The organism is Streptomyces sp. NBC_00259, from assembly GCF_036181745.1.
Taxonomy (GTDB): Bacteria; Actinomycetota; Actinomycetes; order Streptomycetales; family Streptomycetaceae; genus Streptomyces; species Streptomyces pratisoli.
Window position 1 is genome coordinate 2,058,922 of record NZ_CP108080.1, and the last position, 17,420, is coordinate 2,076,341.

The following is a 17,420-nucleotide window of genomic DNA, read 5'->3' on the forward strand; positions in this document are numbered from 1 at the left end:
GAGGGGCCGAGGGGCCCTAGCGCATTCGCTTGCTCACGAGACAGCTCCCTTGAGGACCAGGACCCCAGGGGCAGGGGTCCGCGCTTGCCGTAGACCTCGCTGCCTACGACCTGGTCTTCACCCGGGGCACCCCGCCACGGACGGAGGGTTGCCGGACAGCGGGCCGGGGCCGTAGTCGCTGTCACTCATGACCTTGAGGAGAATCCTGCCACACGTTCCGGAGCGCGCAAGGCGCAGTCCGTCATGCGGACTGCGCCCTGCGTCACATGGATCGGCGCCTAGCGATTGCTCGCCGCCACCCAGCGCTCCAGCGCCCGCTTCGCCGCGCCCGAGTCGATGGACTCCGCCGCCTGCGCCATGCCGGTCCTGAGCCGGTCCACCAGGTCGCCCTCGCCGTCCCCCAGCGCGGCCAGCGCCGCCGCCGAGTTCAGCAGCACCGCGTCCCGCACCGGCCCGGTCTCGCCGGCGAGCAGTCTGCGGGCCACGTCCGCGTTGTACGAGGCGTCCGCGCCGCGCAGCGCCTCCACCGGGACCAGTTCGATACCGACGTCCCGCGGGTCGAAGGCCTCCTCACGCACCGCGCCGTCGCGCACCACCCACACCCGGGAGGTCGCGGTCGTGGTGAGCTCGTCGAGTCCGTCGTCCCCGCGGAAGACCAGCGCGCTGGAGCCGCGCTCGGCCAGCACCCCGGCCATGATCGGCGCCATCCGGGCGTCGGCGACACCGGTGGCCTGCGCCTTGACCCGTGCGGGGTTGGTCAGCGGACCCAGGAAGTTGAACGTCGTACGGATGCCGAGTTCCTTGCGCGCCGCCGCCACATGCCGCAGGGCGGGGTGGAACTTCACGGCGAAGCAGAAGGTGATCCCGGCCTCCTCGGCGACCTCCGCGACCCGCTGCGGCGTCAGCTCCAGATTGACGCCGAGCTTCTCCAGGACGTCGGAGGCGCCGCTGGCGCTGGACGCCGCACGGTTGCCGTGCTTGACGACCTTCGCGCCGGTGCCGGCGACGACGATCGCGGACATCGTCGAGATGTTGACGGTCTTGGCGCCGTCGCCGCCCGTGCCCACGATGTCGACGGTCGCCCCGGGGACCTCGATCGTCCTGGCGTGCTCGTACATCGTCCGTACGAGCCCGGCGATCTCCTCGACGGTCTCCCCCTTGGCGCGCAGGGCGACGGCGAATCCCGCGATCTGCGCGTCGGTGGCCTCGCCCCGCAGGATCCGGTCCATCGCCCAGGCGGTGGCGTCCGCGCTCTGGTCGCGTCCGTAGAGCAGGGAGTCCAGTACCCCGGGCCAGGAACGGCCCGCCGCGGTAGTGCTCCCCCTCACTCCGCCGGGGGTACCCCCACCTGCGGGGGTCACAGCGCTCATGGTCGCTCCTGGGTCCGTACGTATGGGATGTCTCCACCCTATCGAGCCCCGGGCACGGCAAAGGGCCCCGTCCATCGAGTGGACGGGGCCCCTGCCGTGGCGATCGCTGCGATCAGCGGGTGGGATCAGTGGTGGCCGTGGCCGCTCGTGATCTCCTTGTACTCCTCGACCGTCGGCTTCTCGATCTGGTTGCCCTCGCCGTAGTACGCCTTGCTCAGCCGTGCCCGGAGCTTCTGGCTGCGCGGCACCTTGCGCTCGACACCGTTCTCGTCGACCGTCGGGCCGATCTCGGTCGGCTTGTACTGCTCGTGCGCCGTGAGCGTGTGCAGGGCCTCCTGCGTCAGCGGCTCGTGGACCTCGACGAACTCACCGTGCGGGAGCCGCTTGATGATGCCGGACTCGCGTCCGTGCAGCACCTTGTCGCGGTCGCGCCGCTGCAGACCCAGGCAGATCCGCTTGGTGATGATGAAGGCGAGGACCGGTCCGGCGAAGAAGAAGATCCGGACGAACCAGGTGATCGAGTTGATCGACAGGTTGAAGTGGGTCGCCCAGAGGTCGTTTCCACCACCGATCAGCAACACGAAGTACCAGGTCAGCCAGGCCACGCCGAAGGCCGTACGGGTCGGGGCGTTGCGCGGGCGGTCCAGGATGTGGTGCTCGCGCTTGTCACCGGTGACCCAGGACTCGACGAACGGGTAGACCGCGATCGCCACCAGCACCAGCGGGAAGATCACCAGCGGGATGAAGACGCCCAGGACCAGCGTGTGGCCCCAGAGGTTGATCTCCCAGCCGGGCATCACACGGATCAGACCCTCGGAGAAGCCCATGTACCAGTCGGGCTGCGCACCGGTGGACACCTGGTCCGGGCGGTACGGGCCGATCGACCAGATCGGGTTGATCGTGGCGATGGCCGAGACGACCGCGATGACACCGAAGACCAGGAAGAAGAAGCCGCCGGCCTTGGCCATGTAGATCGGCAGCAGGGGCATGCCGACGACGTTCTTCTCGGTCCGGCCGGGACCCGCGAACTGCGTGTGCTTGTGGTAGAAGACCAGGATCAGGTGCGCCACCAGCAGGCCGAGCATGATGCCCGGCAGCAGCAGGATGTGGACCGAGTAGAACCGGGCCACGAAGTCGCCGCCCGGGAACTCGCCGCCGAACAGGAACATCGACAGGTACGTGCCGACGACCGGGACGGACAGGACCGCGCCCTCCATGAAGCGGACACCGGTGCCGGAGAGCAGGTCGTCCGGGAGCGAGTAACCGGTGAAGCCGGTGAACATGCCGAGGACGAACAGCAGGAAGCCGAACAGCCAGTTGATCTCACGCGGCTTGCGGAACGCGCCCGTGAAGAAGACGCGCATCATGTGGACCATCATGGCCGCGAGGAAGATCAGCGCACCCCAGTGGTGGATCTGCCGGATGAGCAGACCACCGCGGACGTCGAAGCTGATGTCCAGGGTCGAGGCGAACGCCTCCGACATCAGCACGCCCTGCATCGGGACGTACGAACCGTGGTACTCCACCTCGTTCATCGACGGGTGGAAGAACAGCGTCAGATAGACACCCGTGAGGATGACGACGATGAAGCTGTAGAGCGCGACCTCACCCAGCATGAAGGACCAGTGGTCCGGGAAGATCTTGCGCATGTTGGTCTTGGCCAGGGAGTAGATCCCCAGGCGGCCGTCGGCCCAGTCCGCGACCCGCTCACCCGCGGGCGCTTTCCGCTTGTTTGCGTCGTTGGTGCTCATCCGCGCTCCCAGAAGGCAGGACCGACGGGCTCGTCGAAGTCGCCGAGCGCTTCGAGGAAGCCTTCGTCATTCACACCGATCCGCAGCTGCGGAAGGGCGTGACCGGCCGGGCCGAAGATGACGCGGGCGCCGTCGGAGAGGTCGAAGGTGGACTGGTGGCACGGGCAGAGCACGTGGTGCGTCTGCTGCTCGTACAGGGAGATCGGGCAGCCCACGTGGGTGCAGATCTTCGAGTACGCCACGATGCCGTCGTGGGACCACTCGAGCTCGCGCTTGTCCTTGATGTCCTCCGGCTGGATCCGGACGATCATCAGGGCGGCCTTGGCGATCTCGGTCTGGAAGCTGTGGTCGTGCTCGCTCAGACCCTCGGGCATGGCGAACGTCAGCGAACCGACGACGACGTCCTCGGGACGCAGCGGCTCGTTGGTGTTCATGTTGATGAGCTGCTTGCCCTTGGCCCACAGCGTGTGCCGGAGCTTGTCCTCGGGCAGCGGGCCCAGGTCGCGCAGCAGCACCACACCGGACAGCGGCACCATGGCCAGCGCGCCGAACATGGTGTTGCGGATCAGCTTGCGACGGCCGAAGCCGGACTCCTGCGCACCGGCCGCGAAGTCGGCCAGGACCTTGGCCTTGACCTCGGGCTCGGCCTCGATCGGGTGACGCTCGTCGGCGATCTCCGTGTCGGACATCAGGGTGCGGGCCCAGTGGACGGCACCCGCGCCGATGCAGAACAGCGCCAGACCGAGCGTGATGCCCAGCGAGAAGTTCAGCGCGCTCACATGACCGAACGGCCAGATGTAGACGATCTCGTCGACCGGGAAGATCACGTAGGAGGCGATGAAGGCGATCGTCGCCAGCATCGACAGCGTGAACAGGAGGGCGACCGTACGCTCGGACCGCTTGGCGGCCCGCTCGTCGATGTCCTGGACGCGCGGCTTGTGGGCCGGAAGCCCGGGGTCGGCGAAGGGGTCCTTCGCCTCCACGGTGCCGCGCGCGTGGTCCTGCTCGGAGGGCAGGGTCTCTTCTGGAATGTCTTGGCTACTCATGACTTCTTGGCCTTAGCGGTGTGGGCCGCGACCCAGATGGCAACGGTGATCAGCGCACCCAGACCGAACACCCAGGCGAACAGTCCCTCGCTGACGGGGCCGAGGCCACCCAGGCTGAGACCGCCCGGGCTTGCCGACTCGCCGCTGTTGACGGTCTGGATGTAGGCGATGATGTCCCGCTTCTCCTGCTCCGGCATCGTCGTGTCGGGGAAGGAGGGCATGTTCTGCGGGCCGGTCTGCATGGCCTCGTAGATGTGCTTCGGGCTCACGCCTTCGAGGTTCGGGGCGTACTTGCCGTGCGTCAGCGCACCGCCCTCACCCGTGAAGTTGTGGCACTGGGCGCAGTTGGTGCGGAACAGGTCACCGCCCTTGGCGATGTCGGCACCGTCGGGGCTGTACTGCTTCGCGGTCGGCGTGATCGGGCCGGCGCCGAGGGAAGCGACGTACGCCGCGAGCTGGTCGATCTGGGCCTGCGAGTAGATGACCTTCTTCTTCGGCACCTGGGCGCCCGGCTGCTGCGCGGGCATACGGCCGGTGCCGACCTGGAAGTCCACGGCGGCGGAACCGACGCCGACCAGGGACGGGCCGTCTGAGGTGCCCTGACCGCCGGTTCCGTGGCAGCTGGCGCAGCCGACGGTGTAGAGCTTCTTGCCCTCCTCGATGGCGAGGGACTGGGCGGTTTCATCGGCCTGCGCCTTGTCCGCGGGCGCGAACGCGGCGTACAGCCCCCCAGTGGCCGCCAGCGCGAGAAGTAGGACGACGACCGCCGCCAGCGGATGGCGTCGTCGTGCGGAGAGCTTTTTCACGGATTACCCCGGTGTCAGGATCTTCTGCGTCGATGCTTCTGGAATGTGTGCGGGTACGAGCCCGGCTACTTGATCATGTAGATCGTGGCGAAGAGGCCGATCCAGACGACATCGACGAAGTGCCAGTAGTAGGACACGACGATGGCGGCGGTTGCCTGCTCATGGGTGAATCTCCGGGCCGCGTACGTCCTGCCGAGAACGAGCAGGAAGGCGATGAGACCGCCCGTCACATGCAGTCCGTGGAAGCCGGTGGTCAGGTAGAAGACCGAGCCGTACGGGTCGGAGGAGAGCGAGAGGCCCTCGTGCTTGACCAGCTCGGTGTACTCGAACACCTGGCCGCCGATGAAGATCGCACCCATCACGAACGTGATCACGAACCAGGTGCGGAGCTTCTTCACGTCACCGCGCTCGGCGGCGAACACGCCGAGCTGGCAGGTGAGGGAGGAGAGCACCAGGATCGTGGTGTTGGTCGCCGAGAAGGGGAAGTTCAGGGCCGAAGCCTGTTCTGCCCAGTACTCGGCACCCAGCACCGATCGCAGGGTGAAGTACATCGCGAAGAGGGCCGCGAAGAACATCAGCTCGGAACTCAGCCAGATGATGGTTCCGACGCTGGTGAGGTTCGGCCGATTGACCGACGGGTGCGCGTGCCCGGTTTCTACTGTCGTTGCTGTCGCCACGACCGACATTATGTCGGTCGCTTATCCAGCCCTCACTCCGGGGGGTGCCGTTCGGTGTGTCAGTGAGCCGTGTCCAGCCCGAACGGCCCATCAGATGCCGTCATTGGGCCGTCACGAGCGGTGCTGTCGGGGCGCTGTGAGGGGTAGCATCCGGCGCATCGGTTCAGCCCGCAGTTCTCCCCGACGAAACCGGAGGAACAATGCAGTCGACCGCCACGGTGCTGGTGTACAGCGACAACGCCGGCACCCGCGAACAGGTGCGGCTCGCCACGGGCCGGCGCCCGGCCGCCGACGTTCCCGCGGTCGAGTTCATCGAGTGCGCGACCCTCCCCGCGGTCCTCAAGCAGCTGGACAAGGGCGGGATCGACGTCTGTGTGCTGGACGGCGAGGCGGTGCCCGCGGGCGGTATGGGCGTCTGCCGGCAGATCAAGGACGAGATCTTCCGCTGCCCGCCGGTCCTGGTGCTCATGGGGCGTCCGCAGGACGCCTGGCTGGCCACCTGGAGCCGCGCGGACGCCGCCGTGACACTTCCGGTGGAGCCGGTGGAGTTCGCCGACGCGCTGGCCGGTCTGCTGCGCAAGGGGCGGGCCGCGGCCTGAGCCCGGCGGCCCGCCCCCGTGCGGGTCCGGCCGGGGTCAGATGCGGGGACGCAGCCGTGCGTCGTCGGCGGCGCCGCTGCCGTCCCTGGTCCCCTCCAGCAGTGCGCTGCCCGTGCGCCACTGGTCCCAGTCCAGGTTCCAGTCGCCGAAGCCGTTCCCGAACGGATCCATGGCCTCGCCCAGGCTGTTGACGACCTTGACGATGTCGCCCTCGCGGACGGTGTTGTAGAACCAGGCGGCGTTGCCGGTGGACATTCCGGTGCAGCCGTGGCTCACGTTGGCGTACCCCTGGGAGCCGGTCGACCAGGGCGCGGCGTGGACGTACTCACCGCTCCAGGTGACCCGCGTCGCGTAGTAGACGGGCAGGTCGTAGGACTCCGCGCTGCCGACGGGGATGCCGATGCTGGTGCCGCGCATCCGTACGAAGTACTCCTTGCCGAGCACCACCTTGACGCCGTTACGGGTGGAGAAGCCCGGCTTGCCGGTGGTCACCGGAATGGTGTTGATCACTTCTCCGTTGCGCTTCACCGTCATCTGGTGGGTGCTCGCGTCGGTGATGGCCTCCACGCGGTCGCCGATCGTCAGCTTGAGGGGCTTCGCGGCTCCTCCGTACAGGTGATCGCCGACCTTTACGCCTTCCAGGTTGCTGTGCACCTCGACGACGGCGCCCGTCGGCCAGTACTCCTTCGGGCGGTAGTGCAGTTTCTTGTCGTCCACCCAGTGCCAGGCACCCTCCACGCCCGGCCAGGACTGGACCTTCAGGGCGCGTTCGACGGCGGCTCTGGCCTCCTTGGCGGCCACGGGCGCGCTGAGCTCGGCGGTGATGGGCTGTCCGACGCCGTAGGTGCCCGCCTTCGGGCCCAGCGCGACGTCGAGTATCCGTTTCGGGGACGCGGTCTCGAAGGTCACGGTACGGACGCCGGGAGCGCCGTGGCCGTCCTCCGTGGACACCTTGACGGTGTAGCGCGTTCCGGCCGCGAGAGGGCCCGTGGAGCGCCATCTGGCGCCGTCCGCGGAGAGTTCCCCGGCCAGGTAGCGTCCGGCGGTGTCGACGGCGGTGACGTCCGTGATCCGGCCGTCCTTGCCCTTGGCGGTGACCTCCAGGGGCTTGTCCGGGTCCGCCTTCTTGCCCGCTGCGGGTGCGTTCATGGTTACCTGACGCGCCGCGTCGTACGGCCTCGCCGACAACGGATGGCTGTCCTGGCCGCTGCACGCGGTCGCCCCCGCCCCGATGACCAGGGCCAGCACTGTGCAGCTCACTACGGTGCGCTTGCGCGGCGTGTCGTTCATGAGCACACGCTATGAAGAACCCCCGGCAGCGGCGCGCCGGATGACTGCAAACGAGGGGCCCGGACACACCCGTTCGGGTCAGTGTCCGGGCCCCTGCGCAGTGCGGAGCAGCGGATTCGCTACTGGTTCTGGTTCTCGCCGCGGTAGTACTCGAAGACCCAGCCGAACAGCCCGACCAGGATCAGCGGGGCCGAGAAGTACAGGATCCACCAGCCGATGGCGACGCCCAGGAAGGCCAGCGCACCGCCGACGGCCAGCGAGAGCGGCTGCCAGCTGTGCGGGGAGAAGAAGCCCACCTCACCGGCTTCGTCCGCGACGTCGGCCTCCTTGTTGTCCTGGGCCATGGCGTCCACTCGCCGGGCCGTGAAGGCCAGGTAGTAGCCGATCATGATGCTCAGGCCGAAGGCCAGGAAGAGCGCCGTCGTACCGGCCGGCTCCTTCGACCACACGCCGTAGAGGATGGCCATGGCGAGGATGAAGACGCTCAGCCAGATGAACATCCTGCCTTGGATCTTCACTTGCCGGCCTCCTTGTCAGCGCTGATGGCACCGTGACCGGCGTGGTCGAGCTGGTCGAGAGCCGCGATCTCCGGGTGGTGCAGATCGAACGCCGGGGATTCGGAGCGGATCCGCGGCAGGGTGAGGAAGTTGTGCCGCGGCGGCGGGCAGGATGTCGCCCATTCGAGTGAACGGCCGTAGCCCCACGGGTCGTCGACCTCGATCTTCTTGCCGTACTTCGCGGTCTTCCAGACGTTGTAGATGAACGGCAGGATCGACAGACCGAGCAGGAACGAGCTGATCGTGGAGATGGTGTTCAGCGCGGTGAACCCGTCGGCGGCCAGGTAGTCGGCGTAACGGCGCGGCATGCCCTCGGCGCCCAGCCAGTGCTGGACCAGGAACGTGCCGTGGAAGCCGATGAACAGCGTCCAGAACGTGATCTTGCCGAGCCGCTCGTCCAGCATCTTGCCCGTGAACTTCGGCCACCAGAAGTGGAATCCGGCGAACATCGCGAAGACCACGGTGCCGAAGACGACGTAGTGGAAGTGCGCGACGACGAAGTACGAGTCGGAGACGTGGAAGTCCATCGGGGGCGAGGCCAGGATGACGCCGGTCAGACCACCGAAGGTGAAGGTGATCAGGAAGCCGATCGTCCAGAGCATCGGGGTCTCGAAGGACAGTGAGCCCTTCCACATGGTGCCGATCCAGTTGAAGAACTTCACACCGGTCGGTACCGCGATCAGGAAGGTCATGAAGGAGAAGAACGGCAATAGCACTCCGCCGGTGACGTACATGTGGTGGGCCCACACGGTCACGGACAGACCGGCGATCGCGATGGTCGCGGCCACCAGGCCGATGTAACCGAACATCGGCTTGCGGCTGAAGACCGGGATGACCTCGGAGACGATTCCGAAGAACGGCAGGGCGATGATGTACACCTCTGGATGGCCGAAGAACCAGAAGAGGTGCTGCCATAGCAACGCGCCGCCGTTCGACGCGTCGAAGATGTGGGCGCCGAACTTACGGTCCGCCTCCAGGGCGAACAGGGCGGCGGCCAGCACCGGGAAGGCGAGCAGGACCAGCACACCGGTCAGCAGCACGTTCCAGGTGAAGATCGGCATCCGGAACATCGTCATGCCGGGCGCGCGCATGCAGATGATCGTGGTGATGAAGTTGACCGAACCGAGGATCGTGCCGAAGCCGGAGAAGGCCAGACCCATGATCCACATGTCGGCGCCGACACCCGGCGAGCGGACCGCGTCCGACAGCGGGGAGTAGGCGAACCAGCCGAAGTCGGCCGCACCGTTCGGGGTGATGAAGCCCGCCACCGCGATGATGGAGCCGAAGAGGTACAGCCAGTACGCGAACATGTTCAGCCGCGGGAACGCCACGTCGGGCGCGCCGATCTGCAGCGGCATGATCCAGTTGGCGAATCCGGCGAACAGCGGCGTCGCGAACATCAGCAGCATGATCGTGCCGTGCATCGTGAACGCCTGGTTGAACTGCTCGTTCGACATGATCTGCGTACCCGGACGGGCCAGCTCGGCGCGCATGAAGAGCGCCAGCAGACCGCCGATGCAGAAGAAGACGAACGACGTCGCCAGATAGAGCGTGCCGATGGTCTTGTGGTCGGTGGTCGTCAGCCACTTCACGACCACATTGCCGGGCTGCCTGCTACGGACCGGGAGCTCGTTCTCGTACGAGTCGTCAGTCGTCGCAGCACCCTGGGGTTCGTTGAGGATGCTCACAGTTGGTTCTTCTCCGCATTCCGGGCCGGGTCCGACTGCTCAATGCCCGACGGGATGAAGCCGGTCTGCCCCTTCTCGGCGAGCTCCTTCAGGTGCTGCTGGTAGCGCTCCGGGGAGACGACCTTGACGTTGAAGAGCATCCGGGAGTGGTCGACACCGCAGAGCTCGGCGCACTTGCCCAGGAAGGTGCCCTCCTGGTTCGGCGTGACCTCGAAGACGTTGGTGTGACCGGGGATGACGTCCTGCTTGAACAGGAAGGGCACCACCCAGAAGGAGTGGATGACGTCCCGGGAGGTCAGGATGAAGCGGACCTTCTCGCCCTTCGGCAGCCACAGTGTGGGGCCGGGGTTGCCGGTCTGCGGGTTCCGGGTGCCCGGGATGCCGGCGTCGTAGACGCCCTCGGCACCCTTGGGGAAGTCGTTGGTGTACTTGTCCGGAATCGCGTTCAGGTTCTTGTCGGCCTGAGCGTCGCCCGAGGCGGGGTTGCCGTCCACGTCCTCGAGGTAGTTGAAGCCCCAGCTCCACTGGTAGCCGACCACATTGACGGTGTGGGCCGGCTCGTCGGAGAGGGCCAGGAGCTTCGACTCATCGCGCGCGGTGAAGTAGAAGAGCACCGAGACGATGATGAGCGGAACCACGGTGTACAGCGCCTCGATGGGCATGTTGTACCGGGTCTGTGGGGGAACCTCGACCTTGGTCCGGCTGCGCCGGTGGAAGATGATGCTCCACAGGATCAGACCCCACACCAGCACACCCACGGCGAGGGCGGCCGCCCAGGAGCCCTGCCAGAGGGAGAGGATCCGGGGAGCCTCCTCCGTGACGGGGGTGGGCATTCCGAGGCGGGGGAAGTCCTCCCAAGTGGGGGAGCAACCAGTGGCGGTTGCCACGATCAAGCCCGCAGTCAGCACCTGCGGCAGCTTCCGCCGCATCGGGCGCCGCGACATGGGGGAACCGCCCACGCCCGGCGGGCGGTGGGGGAGGTCGGAGCCGTTGGGACTCACGTAGCGCCTTCCCGAGAGTCTCGCCCGCGCAACCGGCTGCGGCCGTCTCGCTGGTCGGTCGCCGGCCCTGACGCGGGCAGGGGTTTGGATGTTTATGCGGACCAAACCCTACTGGACGCTATTTGGGGTCGCGCATGGAGGGTGCCCAACGCGCCGTCCGACGACCCGAAGGGGTGGACCGTGCGGTTCCGGGAACGGTCCCGGGGCTGGTCACGGACCCCGACTGAGGGCTCGCGGCGGCCTTCTGACGCCTTCTCCGAAGCGGCGCGTTAGCGTGGAAACGTGCCCTACTTCGACGCCGCGTCCTCCGCCCCGCTGCACCCCGTCGCCCGGCAGGCCCTCCAGGCCTCCCTCGACGAGGGCTGGGCGGACCCCGCCCGGCTGTACCGCGAGGGTCGCCGGGCGCGCCTGCTGCTGGACGCGGCCCGGGAGGCCGCGGCGGACGCCGTGGGATGCCGCCCCGACGAGCTCGTTTTCACCCCTTCGGGGACACGGGCCATCCATACGGGCATCTCGGGCGCGCTGGCGGGCCGCCGGCGTGTCGGGAGCCATCTGGTGGTGTCGGCGGTCGAGCACTCCGCGGTGCTGCACGCGGCGGAGGGCCGTCCGGTCACCGAGGTCCCGGTGGATCGCTGGGGCGCGGTGTCACCGGGCGTGTTCGGTCAGGCACTGCGCGAGGACACCGCGCTCGCGTGCCTCCAGTCCGCGAACCACGAGGTCGGTACCGAGCAGCCGGTCGCCGAGGTCGCCGAGGCGTGCCGGGCGGCAGGGGTGCCGCTGCTCGTCGACGCCGCGCAGTCGCTCGGCTGGGGCCCGGTCGCCGGGGACTGGTCGCTGCTGACCGCGAGCGCGCACAAATGGGGCGGACCGGCGGGTGTGGGGCTGCTCGCGGTCCGCAAGGGCGTCCGGTTCGCCTCCCAACACCCCGCGGACGAGCGGGAGTCGGGCCGTGCGCCCGGCTTCGAGAACATCCCGGCGATCGTGGCGGCCGCGGCGTCCCTGCGGGCGGTACGGGACGGGGCACGGGAGGAGGCCCGGCGGCTGCGGGCGCTGGTGGACCGGATCCGGGCGAGCGTTCCGGAGCTGGTGCCGGACGTGGAGGTGGTCGGCGACCCGGTGCGCCGGCTGCCGCATCTCGTCACCTTCTCCTGTCTCTATGTCGACGGGGAGACCGTGCTGCACGAGCTGGACCGGGCGGGTTTCTCCGTGTCCTCCGGCTCGTCGTGCACGAGTTCGACGCTCACGCCGAGCCATGTGCTGCGGGCGATGGGGGTGCTGAGCGAGGGCAACGTACGGGTGTCGCTGCCGCCGGGCACGCAGGAGGCGGACGTGGACCGCTTCCTGGAGATCCTCCCCGGGGTGATCGCCGACGTCCGCGGGCGGCTCGGCGCGCCCGTCTCCCCCGGAGCCTCCGCCGGGTCCGCGTCCCTCGTCGTGGACGCGCTCGGCAGGCGCTGCCCCGTGCCCGTCATCGAGCTGGCGAAGGTCATCGGCGATGTGGAGGTCGGCGGCACGGTCACCGTCCTGGCCGACGACGAGGCGGCGCGCCTGGACATCCCCGCCTGGTGCGAGATGCGCGACCAGGAGTACGTGGGCGAGTCGCCGGTGGAACGGGGCACGGCGTACGTGGTGCGCCGCCGGACCTGATCCCCGGGACTCCGCACCGGGCCCGGCGCCCGGTCTCCCCGCGCGGTGCGCGGGGAGACCGAGGACGGGACGGACAGCCGGGGGTTACGCCAGGTGCTCGCGAACCTCGGAGGCGGCGTCGTGGCCGTACGCCTTGGTGAAGCGGTCCATGAAGTGGGCGCGGCGCAGGGTGTACTCCTGGGTGCCCAGGGTCTCGATGACCAGCGTCGCGAGCATGCAGCCGACCTGCGCCGCCCGCTCCAGGCCCACGCCCCACGACAGCCCGGAGAGGAACCCGGCGCGGAACGCGTCGCCGACGCCCGTCGGGTCGACCTTGGACTCCTCCTCGGCGCAGCCGACCTCGATGGCCTCCTCGCCCTTCTGCTCGATGCGCACACCGCGCGAGCCGAGGGTGGTGACCCGGTGGCCGACGCGGCCCAGGATCTCCTCGTCCGTCCAGCCGGTCTTGGACTCGATGAGCCCCTTCTCGTACTCGTTGGAGAAGAGGTAGGTCGCCCCGTCCAGCAGTATCCGGATCTCGTCGCCGTTCATCCGCGCGATCTGCTGGGAGAAGTCCGCGGCGAACGGGATCCCCCGGGACCGGCACTCCTCGGTGTGCCGGAGCATCGCCTCGGGGTCGTCGGCGCCGATCAGCACCAGGTCGAGTCCGCCGACCCGGTCCGCGACCGACTTCAGCTCGATCTGACGGGCCTCGCTCATCGCGCCCGTGTAGAAGGAGCCGATCTGGTTGTGGTCGGCGTCGGTCGTGCAGACGAAGCGCGCGGTGTGCAGCACCTCGGAGATCCGTACGGACGCGGTGTCCACGCCGTGCCGGTCGAGCCAGGCGCGGTACTCGTCGAAGTCGGCGCCCGCCGCGCCGACCAGGATGGGTCCGGTGCCGAGCTGGCCCATCCCGAAGCAGATGTTGGCGCCGACCCCTCCCCTGCGCACATCGAGGTTGTCGACCAGGAAGGAGAGGGAGACCGTGTGCAGCTGGTCCGCGACCAGCTGGTCGGCGAAACGGCCGGGGAAGGTCATCAGATGGTCGGTGGCGATGGAGCCGGTGACTGCGATTCGCACGGCGAAGTGCTCCTGGAAGGGAGGCGGCGTTGACAGTTAACGCTACCGGTTCGCGGTGCCCGCGCTGAAGCACGGAAACTACCCGATAGTAGGGCTTTTTCCGCCACGTAACCCTGCGTACGGTTCCCGTATGCCGAAGCACATGTCGTACACCGTCTCTCCTGAGCGCCGGGACACCGAGATCAGCCTGGCCGAGCTGCGCGGTGACAGCGCACGGATGGCGCCGCACTGGACCGTGCCGCCGCTCACCGCGGCCGCACCCGTGCACCCGTCGCTGATCCACGGCATCGTCGTCCCGTCGGCCTCCGCGCGGCTGGTCGACTCGATGTCCGTGTACGGCGACTGACACACGCCTCCCCGGCGCCGTCACCCCCGTACGGCGCACTCGGGGAACCGCGCGCTCCCCCACTCCGTCCCATGGGTGTCCCCCGACGAGGGTCCCTAAGGAGCGATGCGGTGAGCAGTACGGAGCGGCCCCAGAACAGCGCCGACGGACCCGAAGGCAGCCCCCGCCGTCTGCGCCGGTCCCCGCTGGCCGTCGCCTCGGTGGCCGCCGCCGTCCTGGTCGCGGGTGGCGGTGGTGCCTACCTCGCCACGACGGCCTCCGACGGCGGAGCCGGCGCCGTGCCGGGCGCCGACGACAAGCCGCCACCCCTGGCGCTGGACGGCGGCACGGGTGTCGCGGCAGGTGAGCCCAGCCCTTACGGCGTGGAGTACCGGGCGGCGGGCGAGCTGCCCGACGGCCCGGATTCGGCGCCGCTGTACGAGGCGAACGGGACGGTGGGCGAGGCCGAGGTGAAGCGCCTGGCCGAGGCCCTCGGGGTGCCCGGAACACCGCGGCTGCACGGCGATGTGTGGAAGGCCGGTGGCGAGAAGGACGGCGGCGGTCCACAGCTCCAGGTGAACCGGCAGGCACCGGGGACGTGGTCGTTCGCCCGGTTCGGGCTGCCGAAGGGCGACGACTGCGTCAAGAAGGACGTCTGCCGGCCCGGTGGAGGCATCCTGCCCCAGGCGCCGGAGACGGACGGGGTGCGGACGGTGAGCGAGGAGGCCGCGAAGAAGGCCGCCGCTCCCGTACTGGCCGCGGTCGGCCAGAGCGACGCCGGGCTCGACGCGACCCAGGTGATGGGCTCGGTCCGCGTCGTGCGCGCCGATCCGGTGGTCGGCGGGCTGCCCACGTACGGCTGGTCGACCGGTGTCCATGTCGGCGCCGACGGCACCGTGAGCGGCGGCAGCGGTCAGCTGGCCAAGCCCGTGAAGGGCCCCGAGTACCCGGTGATCGGCGCGGAGCGGACGCTGAAGCAGCTGAACGAGTCGCGCCGTGGCGGCCGGGTCGACATCGGCGGCTGCGCGACTCCCGGGCCGCTGACGGGTCAGGAGAAGCCGGCCGCGCCGGAACCCGCCGCACCGTGCGAGCCCAAGGGCACGACGGGTCCGGACGAGGTGATGACGATCACGAAGGCGGAATTCGGGCTCGCCGTGCACTCCGTGGCCGGGCGGCCCGCGCTCGTCCCGTCCTGGCTGTTCGAGGTGAAGCCGACGCGTGGCGCCCAGCCGTTCACCATGACCGAGCCCGCCGTGGCCCCGGCGTATCTGAAGCAGGCGCCGAAGGAGCCGGCCGCCCCACCCGTCACCCAGGAGCCGGCCAGGCCGCCCGGCACATCGGTGCCGTCACCCGGCGACCCGTCGAAGCTTCCCGAGACGACGGTGCGGGGCGTCGAGTCGTACGCCGTGGCCAAGGACGGGCGGACGCTGACCCTGCGCTTCTGGGGCGGGGTGTGCAGCGACTACTCGGCGGCCGCGGACGAGACCGGCACCGAGGTGAAGGTGAAGATCATCGAGTCGAGGCCGGACCCCGGGCGGGTCTGCATCCTGATCGCCAAGGAGCTGACGGCGAAGGTGACGCTGGACAAGCCGCTGGGCGGGCGCACCGTCCTCGACGTGGAGAGCGGGGACGCCGTTCCCCGCAAGTGAGCGACGAACGCCTGAGGGCGGCGACCCGGTCGGGTCGCCGCCCTCAGGCGTTGTCGTGCGGGCTCAGCTGAAGGAGTCGCCGCAGGCGCAGGAGCCCGTCGCGTTCGGGTTGTCGATCGTGAAGCCCTGCTTCTCGATCGTGTCGACGAAGTCGATCGAGGCACCGCCGAGATACGGGGCGCTCATGCGGTCGGTGACGACCTTCACCCCGTCGAACTCCTTGACGACGTCGCCGTCGAGCGAGCGCTCGTCGAAGAAGAGCTGGTAGCGCAGGCCGGAGCAGCCACCGGGCTGAACGGCGACGCGCAGCGCCAGGTCCTCCCGGCCTTCCTGGTCCAGCAGGGCCTTGACCTTGGCCGCGGCGGCGTCGGACAGGAGGATGCCGTCGCTCACGGTGGTGGTCTCGTCCGATACGGACATCTGCTTCTCTCCCGGGTTGTACGGAGACTGCTTGCCGACCTTCTGCAACCGGCGGGGCTCCGGATTCATTCCGGACGAGCCCTAGTCTTTCTCCTTCATGCTCGCACACACGCTCCGGTGGGGGCACCAGCCTGTGGACAGTCGGCGATCCAGGAATTGCGTCACATCGACGCTATCGGCATCGTCAAAGTGACGTGAAGCGGTTATGATAGATAGCGTCATATAGACGAAAAGGCTTCCGCCTCGCTCAACCGCTCGAGAAGAGAAAGGGTGCGTGACGTGACCACCGCCCAAACCCTGGATGTCCAGCCGACGCCGCTCGCGCTGCTCCTGCTCGGCCGTGAGGCCGACCCCAAGAGCGAGCGCGGCGTCGAGTGCCCCGGCGACCTCCCGTCCCCGTCCGACCCGGACCTGGTGGAGCGCGCCCGTGCGGCGAAGGAGAAGCTCGGCGACAAGGTCTTCGTGCTCGGCCACCACTACCAGCGCGACGAGGTCATCCAGTTCGCGGACGTCACCGGCGACTCCTTCAAGCTCGCGAAGGACGCGGCGGCCCGCCCCGAGGCCGAGTACATCGTCTTCTGCGGTGTGCACTTCATGGCCGAGTCGGCGGACATCCTGACCGGTGACGACCAGAAGGTCGTGCTCCCCGACCTGGCCGCCGGCTGCTCCATGGCCGACATGGCCACCGCCGAGCAGGTCGCCGAGTGCTGGGACGTGCTCACCGAGGCCGGTGTCGCCGAGGCGACCGTCCCCGTCTCGTACATGAACTCCTCCGCGGACATCAAGGCGTTCACCGGGAAGCACGGCGGCACGATCTGTACGTCGTCGAACGCCAAGCGGGCGCTGGACTGGGCCTTCGAGCAGGGCGAGAAGGTGCTCTTCCTGCCGGACCAGCACCTCGGGCGGAACACCGCGGTCCGTGACATGGGGATGTCGCTGGACGACTGCGTCGTCTACAACCCGCACAAGCCGGGCGGCGGGCTCACCGCCGAGCAGCTGCGCGGCGCGAAGATGATCCTGTGGCGCGGCCACTGCTCGGTGCACGGCCGCTTCTCGCTGGACTCCGTGAACGACGTCCGCGAGCGCATCCCGGGCGTGAACGTCCTGGTCCACCCCGAGTGCAAGCACGAGGTCGTCGCGGCCGCGGACTACGTGGGCTCCACGGAGTACATCATCAAGGCGCTGGAGGCGGCGCCGGCCGGGTCCAAGTGGGCGATCGGCACGGAGCTGAATCTGGTACGCCGCCTGGCGAACCGTTTCGCCCCCGAGGGCAAGGAGATCGCCTTCCTCGACAAGACGGTGTGCTTCTGCTCGACGATGAACCGCATCGACCTTCCGCACCTGGTCTGGGCGCTGGAGTCCCTGGCGGAGGGCAACCTGGTCAACCGCATCCAGGTCGACCGCGAGACCGAGAGCTTCGCGAAGCTGGCGCTGGAGCGCATGCTGGCGCTCCCGTAACGGGGCCGCGCCCCGTCGACCCCCGGTGCCCCCGGTACGCCTCCGCGTACCGGGGGCACCGGCGTTCGCGCGGCACC

General features: G+C 68.9%; 16 protein-coding genes and 1 riboswitch. Of the genes, 5 read left to right on the plus strand and 11 right to left on the minus strand.

The window, feature by feature from the left end:
* Positions 1-75 precede the first annotated feature (75 nt).
* A riboswitch (SAM riboswitch) is annotated at positions 76-193 on the minus strand.
* Positions 194-278: 85 nt separating this feature from the next.
* The 5 genes from trpD to ctaE form a co-directional block, all read right to left on the minus strand.
* A complete protein-coding gene (gene trpD / locus OG766_RS09275) occupies positions 279-1,370 on the minus strand; it encodes an anthranilate phosphoribosyltransferase (RefSeq protein ID WP_266374764.1) in 1,092 nt (363 codons plus the stop codon).
* Positions 1,371-1,495: 125 nt separating this feature from the next.
* Complete coding sequence (gene qcrB / locus OG766_RS09280; protein ID WP_266374762.1) at positions 1,496-3,121, minus strand: cytochrome bc1 complex cytochrome b subunit; 1,626 nt, start codon at positions 3,119-3,121, stop codon at positions 1,496-1,498.
* Positions 3,118-4,167 carry a cytochrome bc1 complex Rieske iron-sulfur subunit gene (gene qcrA / locus OG766_RS09285; RefSeq protein WP_266374760.1) on the minus strand — a complete coding sequence of 350 codons (1,050 nt, stop codon included), beginning with the start codon at positions 4,165-4,167 and terminating at the stop codon, positions 3,118-3,120. Before qcrA ends, qcrB begins: the two co-directional genes overlap by 4 nt.
* The gene (gene qcrC / locus OG766_RS09290) at positions 4,164-4,973 is read right to left on the minus strand and encodes a cytochrome bc1 complex diheme cytochrome c subunit (RefSeq protein ID WP_266374758.1); all 810 of its coding nucleotides are present in this window, start codon (positions 4,971-4,973) and stop codon (positions 4,164-4,166) included. Before qcrC ends, qcrA begins: the two co-directional genes overlap by 4 nt.
* Positions 4,974-5,038: 65 nt before the next feature.
* A complete protein-coding gene (gene ctaE / locus OG766_RS09295; protein ID WP_266374756.1) occupies positions 5,039-5,659 on the minus strand; it encodes an aa3-type cytochrome oxidase subunit III in 621 nt (206 codons plus the stop codon).
* Between the two features lie 191 nt (positions 5,660-5,850).
* Between ctaE and OG766_RS09300 the strand changes: the two genes are divergently transcribed.
* Positions 5,851-6,249 (plus strand): hypothetical protein, encoded by a 399-nt coding sequence (locus tag OG766_RS09300; RefSeq protein ID WP_266374755.1) that lies wholly within the window; start codon positions 5,851-5,853, stop codon positions 6,247-6,249.
* A 36-nt stretch (positions 6,250-6,285) separates the two neighbouring features.
* Here OG766_RS09300 and OG766_RS09305 read toward each other — a convergent pair whose 3' ends face one another.
* The 4 genes from OG766_RS09305 to ctaC all read right to left on the minus strand — a co-directional run bounded on the left by OG766_RS09305 (position 6,286) and on the right by ctaC (position 10,785).
* Positions 6,286-7,539: a L,D-transpeptidase gene (locus OG766_RS09305; RefSeq protein WP_328725005.1), complete on the minus strand. Its 1,254-nt coding sequence runs from the start codon at positions 7,537-7,539 to the stop codon at positions 6,286-6,288.
* A 119-nt stretch (positions 7,540-7,658) separates the two neighbouring features.
* The gene (locus tag OG766_RS09310) at positions 7,659-8,057 is read right to left on the minus strand and encodes a cytochrome c oxidase subunit 4 (protein ID WP_328725006.1); all 399 of its coding nucleotides are present in this window, start codon (positions 8,055-8,057) and stop codon (positions 7,659-7,661) included.
* On the minus strand, positions 8,054-9,784 hold the full coding sequence (gene ctaD / locus OG766_RS09315) for an aa3-type cytochrome oxidase subunit I (protein ID WP_328725007.1): 1,731 nt from the start codon (positions 9,782-9,784) through the stop codon (positions 8,054-8,056). Before ctaD ends, OG766_RS09310 begins: the two co-directional genes overlap by 4 nt.
* A complete protein-coding gene (ctaC, locus tag OG766_RS09320) occupies positions 9,781-10,785 on the minus strand; it encodes an aa3-type cytochrome oxidase subunit II (protein ID WP_423247023.1) in 1,005 nt (334 codons plus the stop codon). The genes ctaD and ctaC overlap by 4 nt, the downstream gene beginning before the upstream one ends.
* Positions 10,786-11,067: 282 nt before the next feature.
* On the opposite strand from ctaC, the gene OG766_RS09325 reads away from it, so the two are divergent.
* Positions 11,068-12,432, plus strand: a complete 1,365-nt coding sequence (locus OG766_RS09325; RefSeq protein WP_266374750.1) for a cysteine desulfurase/sulfurtransferase TusA family protein — start codon at positions 11,068-11,070, stop codon at positions 12,430-12,432.
* Between the two features lie 84 nt (positions 12,433-12,516).
* Here OG766_RS09325 and OG766_RS09330 read toward each other — a convergent pair whose 3' ends face one another.
* Complete coding sequence (locus OG766_RS09330) at positions 12,517-13,491, minus strand: carbohydrate kinase family protein (RefSeq protein WP_266374748.1); 975 nt, start codon at positions 13,489-13,491, stop codon at positions 12,517-12,519.
* Positions 13,492-13,621: 130 nt separating this feature from the next.
* Between OG766_RS09330 and OG766_RS09335 the strand changes: the two genes are divergently transcribed.
* On the plus strand, positions 13,622-13,837 hold the full coding sequence (locus OG766_RS09335; RefSeq protein ID WP_266374746.1) for a hypothetical protein: 216 nt from the start codon (positions 13,622-13,624) through the stop codon (positions 13,835-13,837).
* Positions 13,838-13,947: 110 nt separating this feature from the next.
* Positions 13,948-15,465 (plus strand): hypothetical protein, encoded by a 1,518-nt coding sequence (locus OG766_RS09340; RefSeq protein ID WP_328725008.1) that lies wholly within the window; start codon positions 13,948-13,950, stop codon positions 15,463-15,465.
* A 63-nt stretch (positions 15,466-15,528) separates the two neighbouring features.
* Here the strand turns inward: OG766_RS09340 and erpA are convergent, their stop codons facing one another.
* Positions 15,529-15,885: an iron-sulfur cluster insertion protein ErpA gene (gene erpA, locus OG766_RS09345; protein ID WP_266378101.1), complete on the minus strand. Its 357-nt coding sequence runs from the start codon at positions 15,883-15,885 to the stop codon at positions 15,529-15,531.
* 279 nt (positions 15,886-16,164) lie between these two features.
* Between erpA and nadA the strand changes: the two genes are divergently transcribed.
* A complete protein-coding gene (gene nadA / locus OG766_RS09350) occupies positions 16,165-17,343 on the plus strand; it encodes a quinolinate synthase NadA (RefSeq protein WP_266374742.1) in 1,179 nt (392 codons plus the stop codon).
* Positions 17,344-17,420: the final 77 nt, after the last annotated feature.

What these genes read in the sequence shown, in the direction of transcription:
- erpA (WP_266378101.1), bottom strand. Translation starts at nt 15,885, where the DNA reads ATGTCCGTATCGGACGAGACCACCACCGTGAGCGACGGCATCCTCCTG.
- qcrB (WP_266374762.1), bottom strand. Translation starts at nt 3,121, where the DNA reads ATGAGCACCAACGACGCAAACAAGCGGAAAGCGCCCGCGGGTGAGCGG.
- OG766_RS09305 (WP_328725005.1), bottom strand. Translation starts at nt 7,539, where the DNA reads ATGAACGACACGCCGCGCAAGCGCACCGTAGTGAGCTGCACAGTGCTG.
- ctaE (WP_266374756.1), bottom strand. Translation starts at nt 5,659, where the DNA reads ATGTCGGTCGTGGCGACAGCAACGACAGTAGAAACCGGGCACGCGCAC.
- trpD (WP_266374764.1), bottom strand. Translation starts at nt 1,370, where the DNA reads ATGAGCGCTGTGACCCCCGCAGGTGGGGGTACCCCCGGCGGAGTGAGG.
- qcrA (WP_266374760.1), bottom strand. Translation starts at nt 4,167, where the DNA reads ATGAGTAGCCAAGACATTCCAGAAGAGACCCTGCCCTCCGAGCAGGAC.
- OG766_RS09300 (WP_266374755.1), top strand. Translation starts at nt 5,851, where the DNA reads ATGCAGTCGACCGCCACGGTGCTGGTGTACAGCGACAACGCCGGCACC.
- OG766_RS09335 (WP_266374746.1), top strand. Translation starts at nt 13,622, where the DNA reads ATGCCGAAGCACATGTCGTACACCGTCTCTCCTGAGCGCCGGGACACC.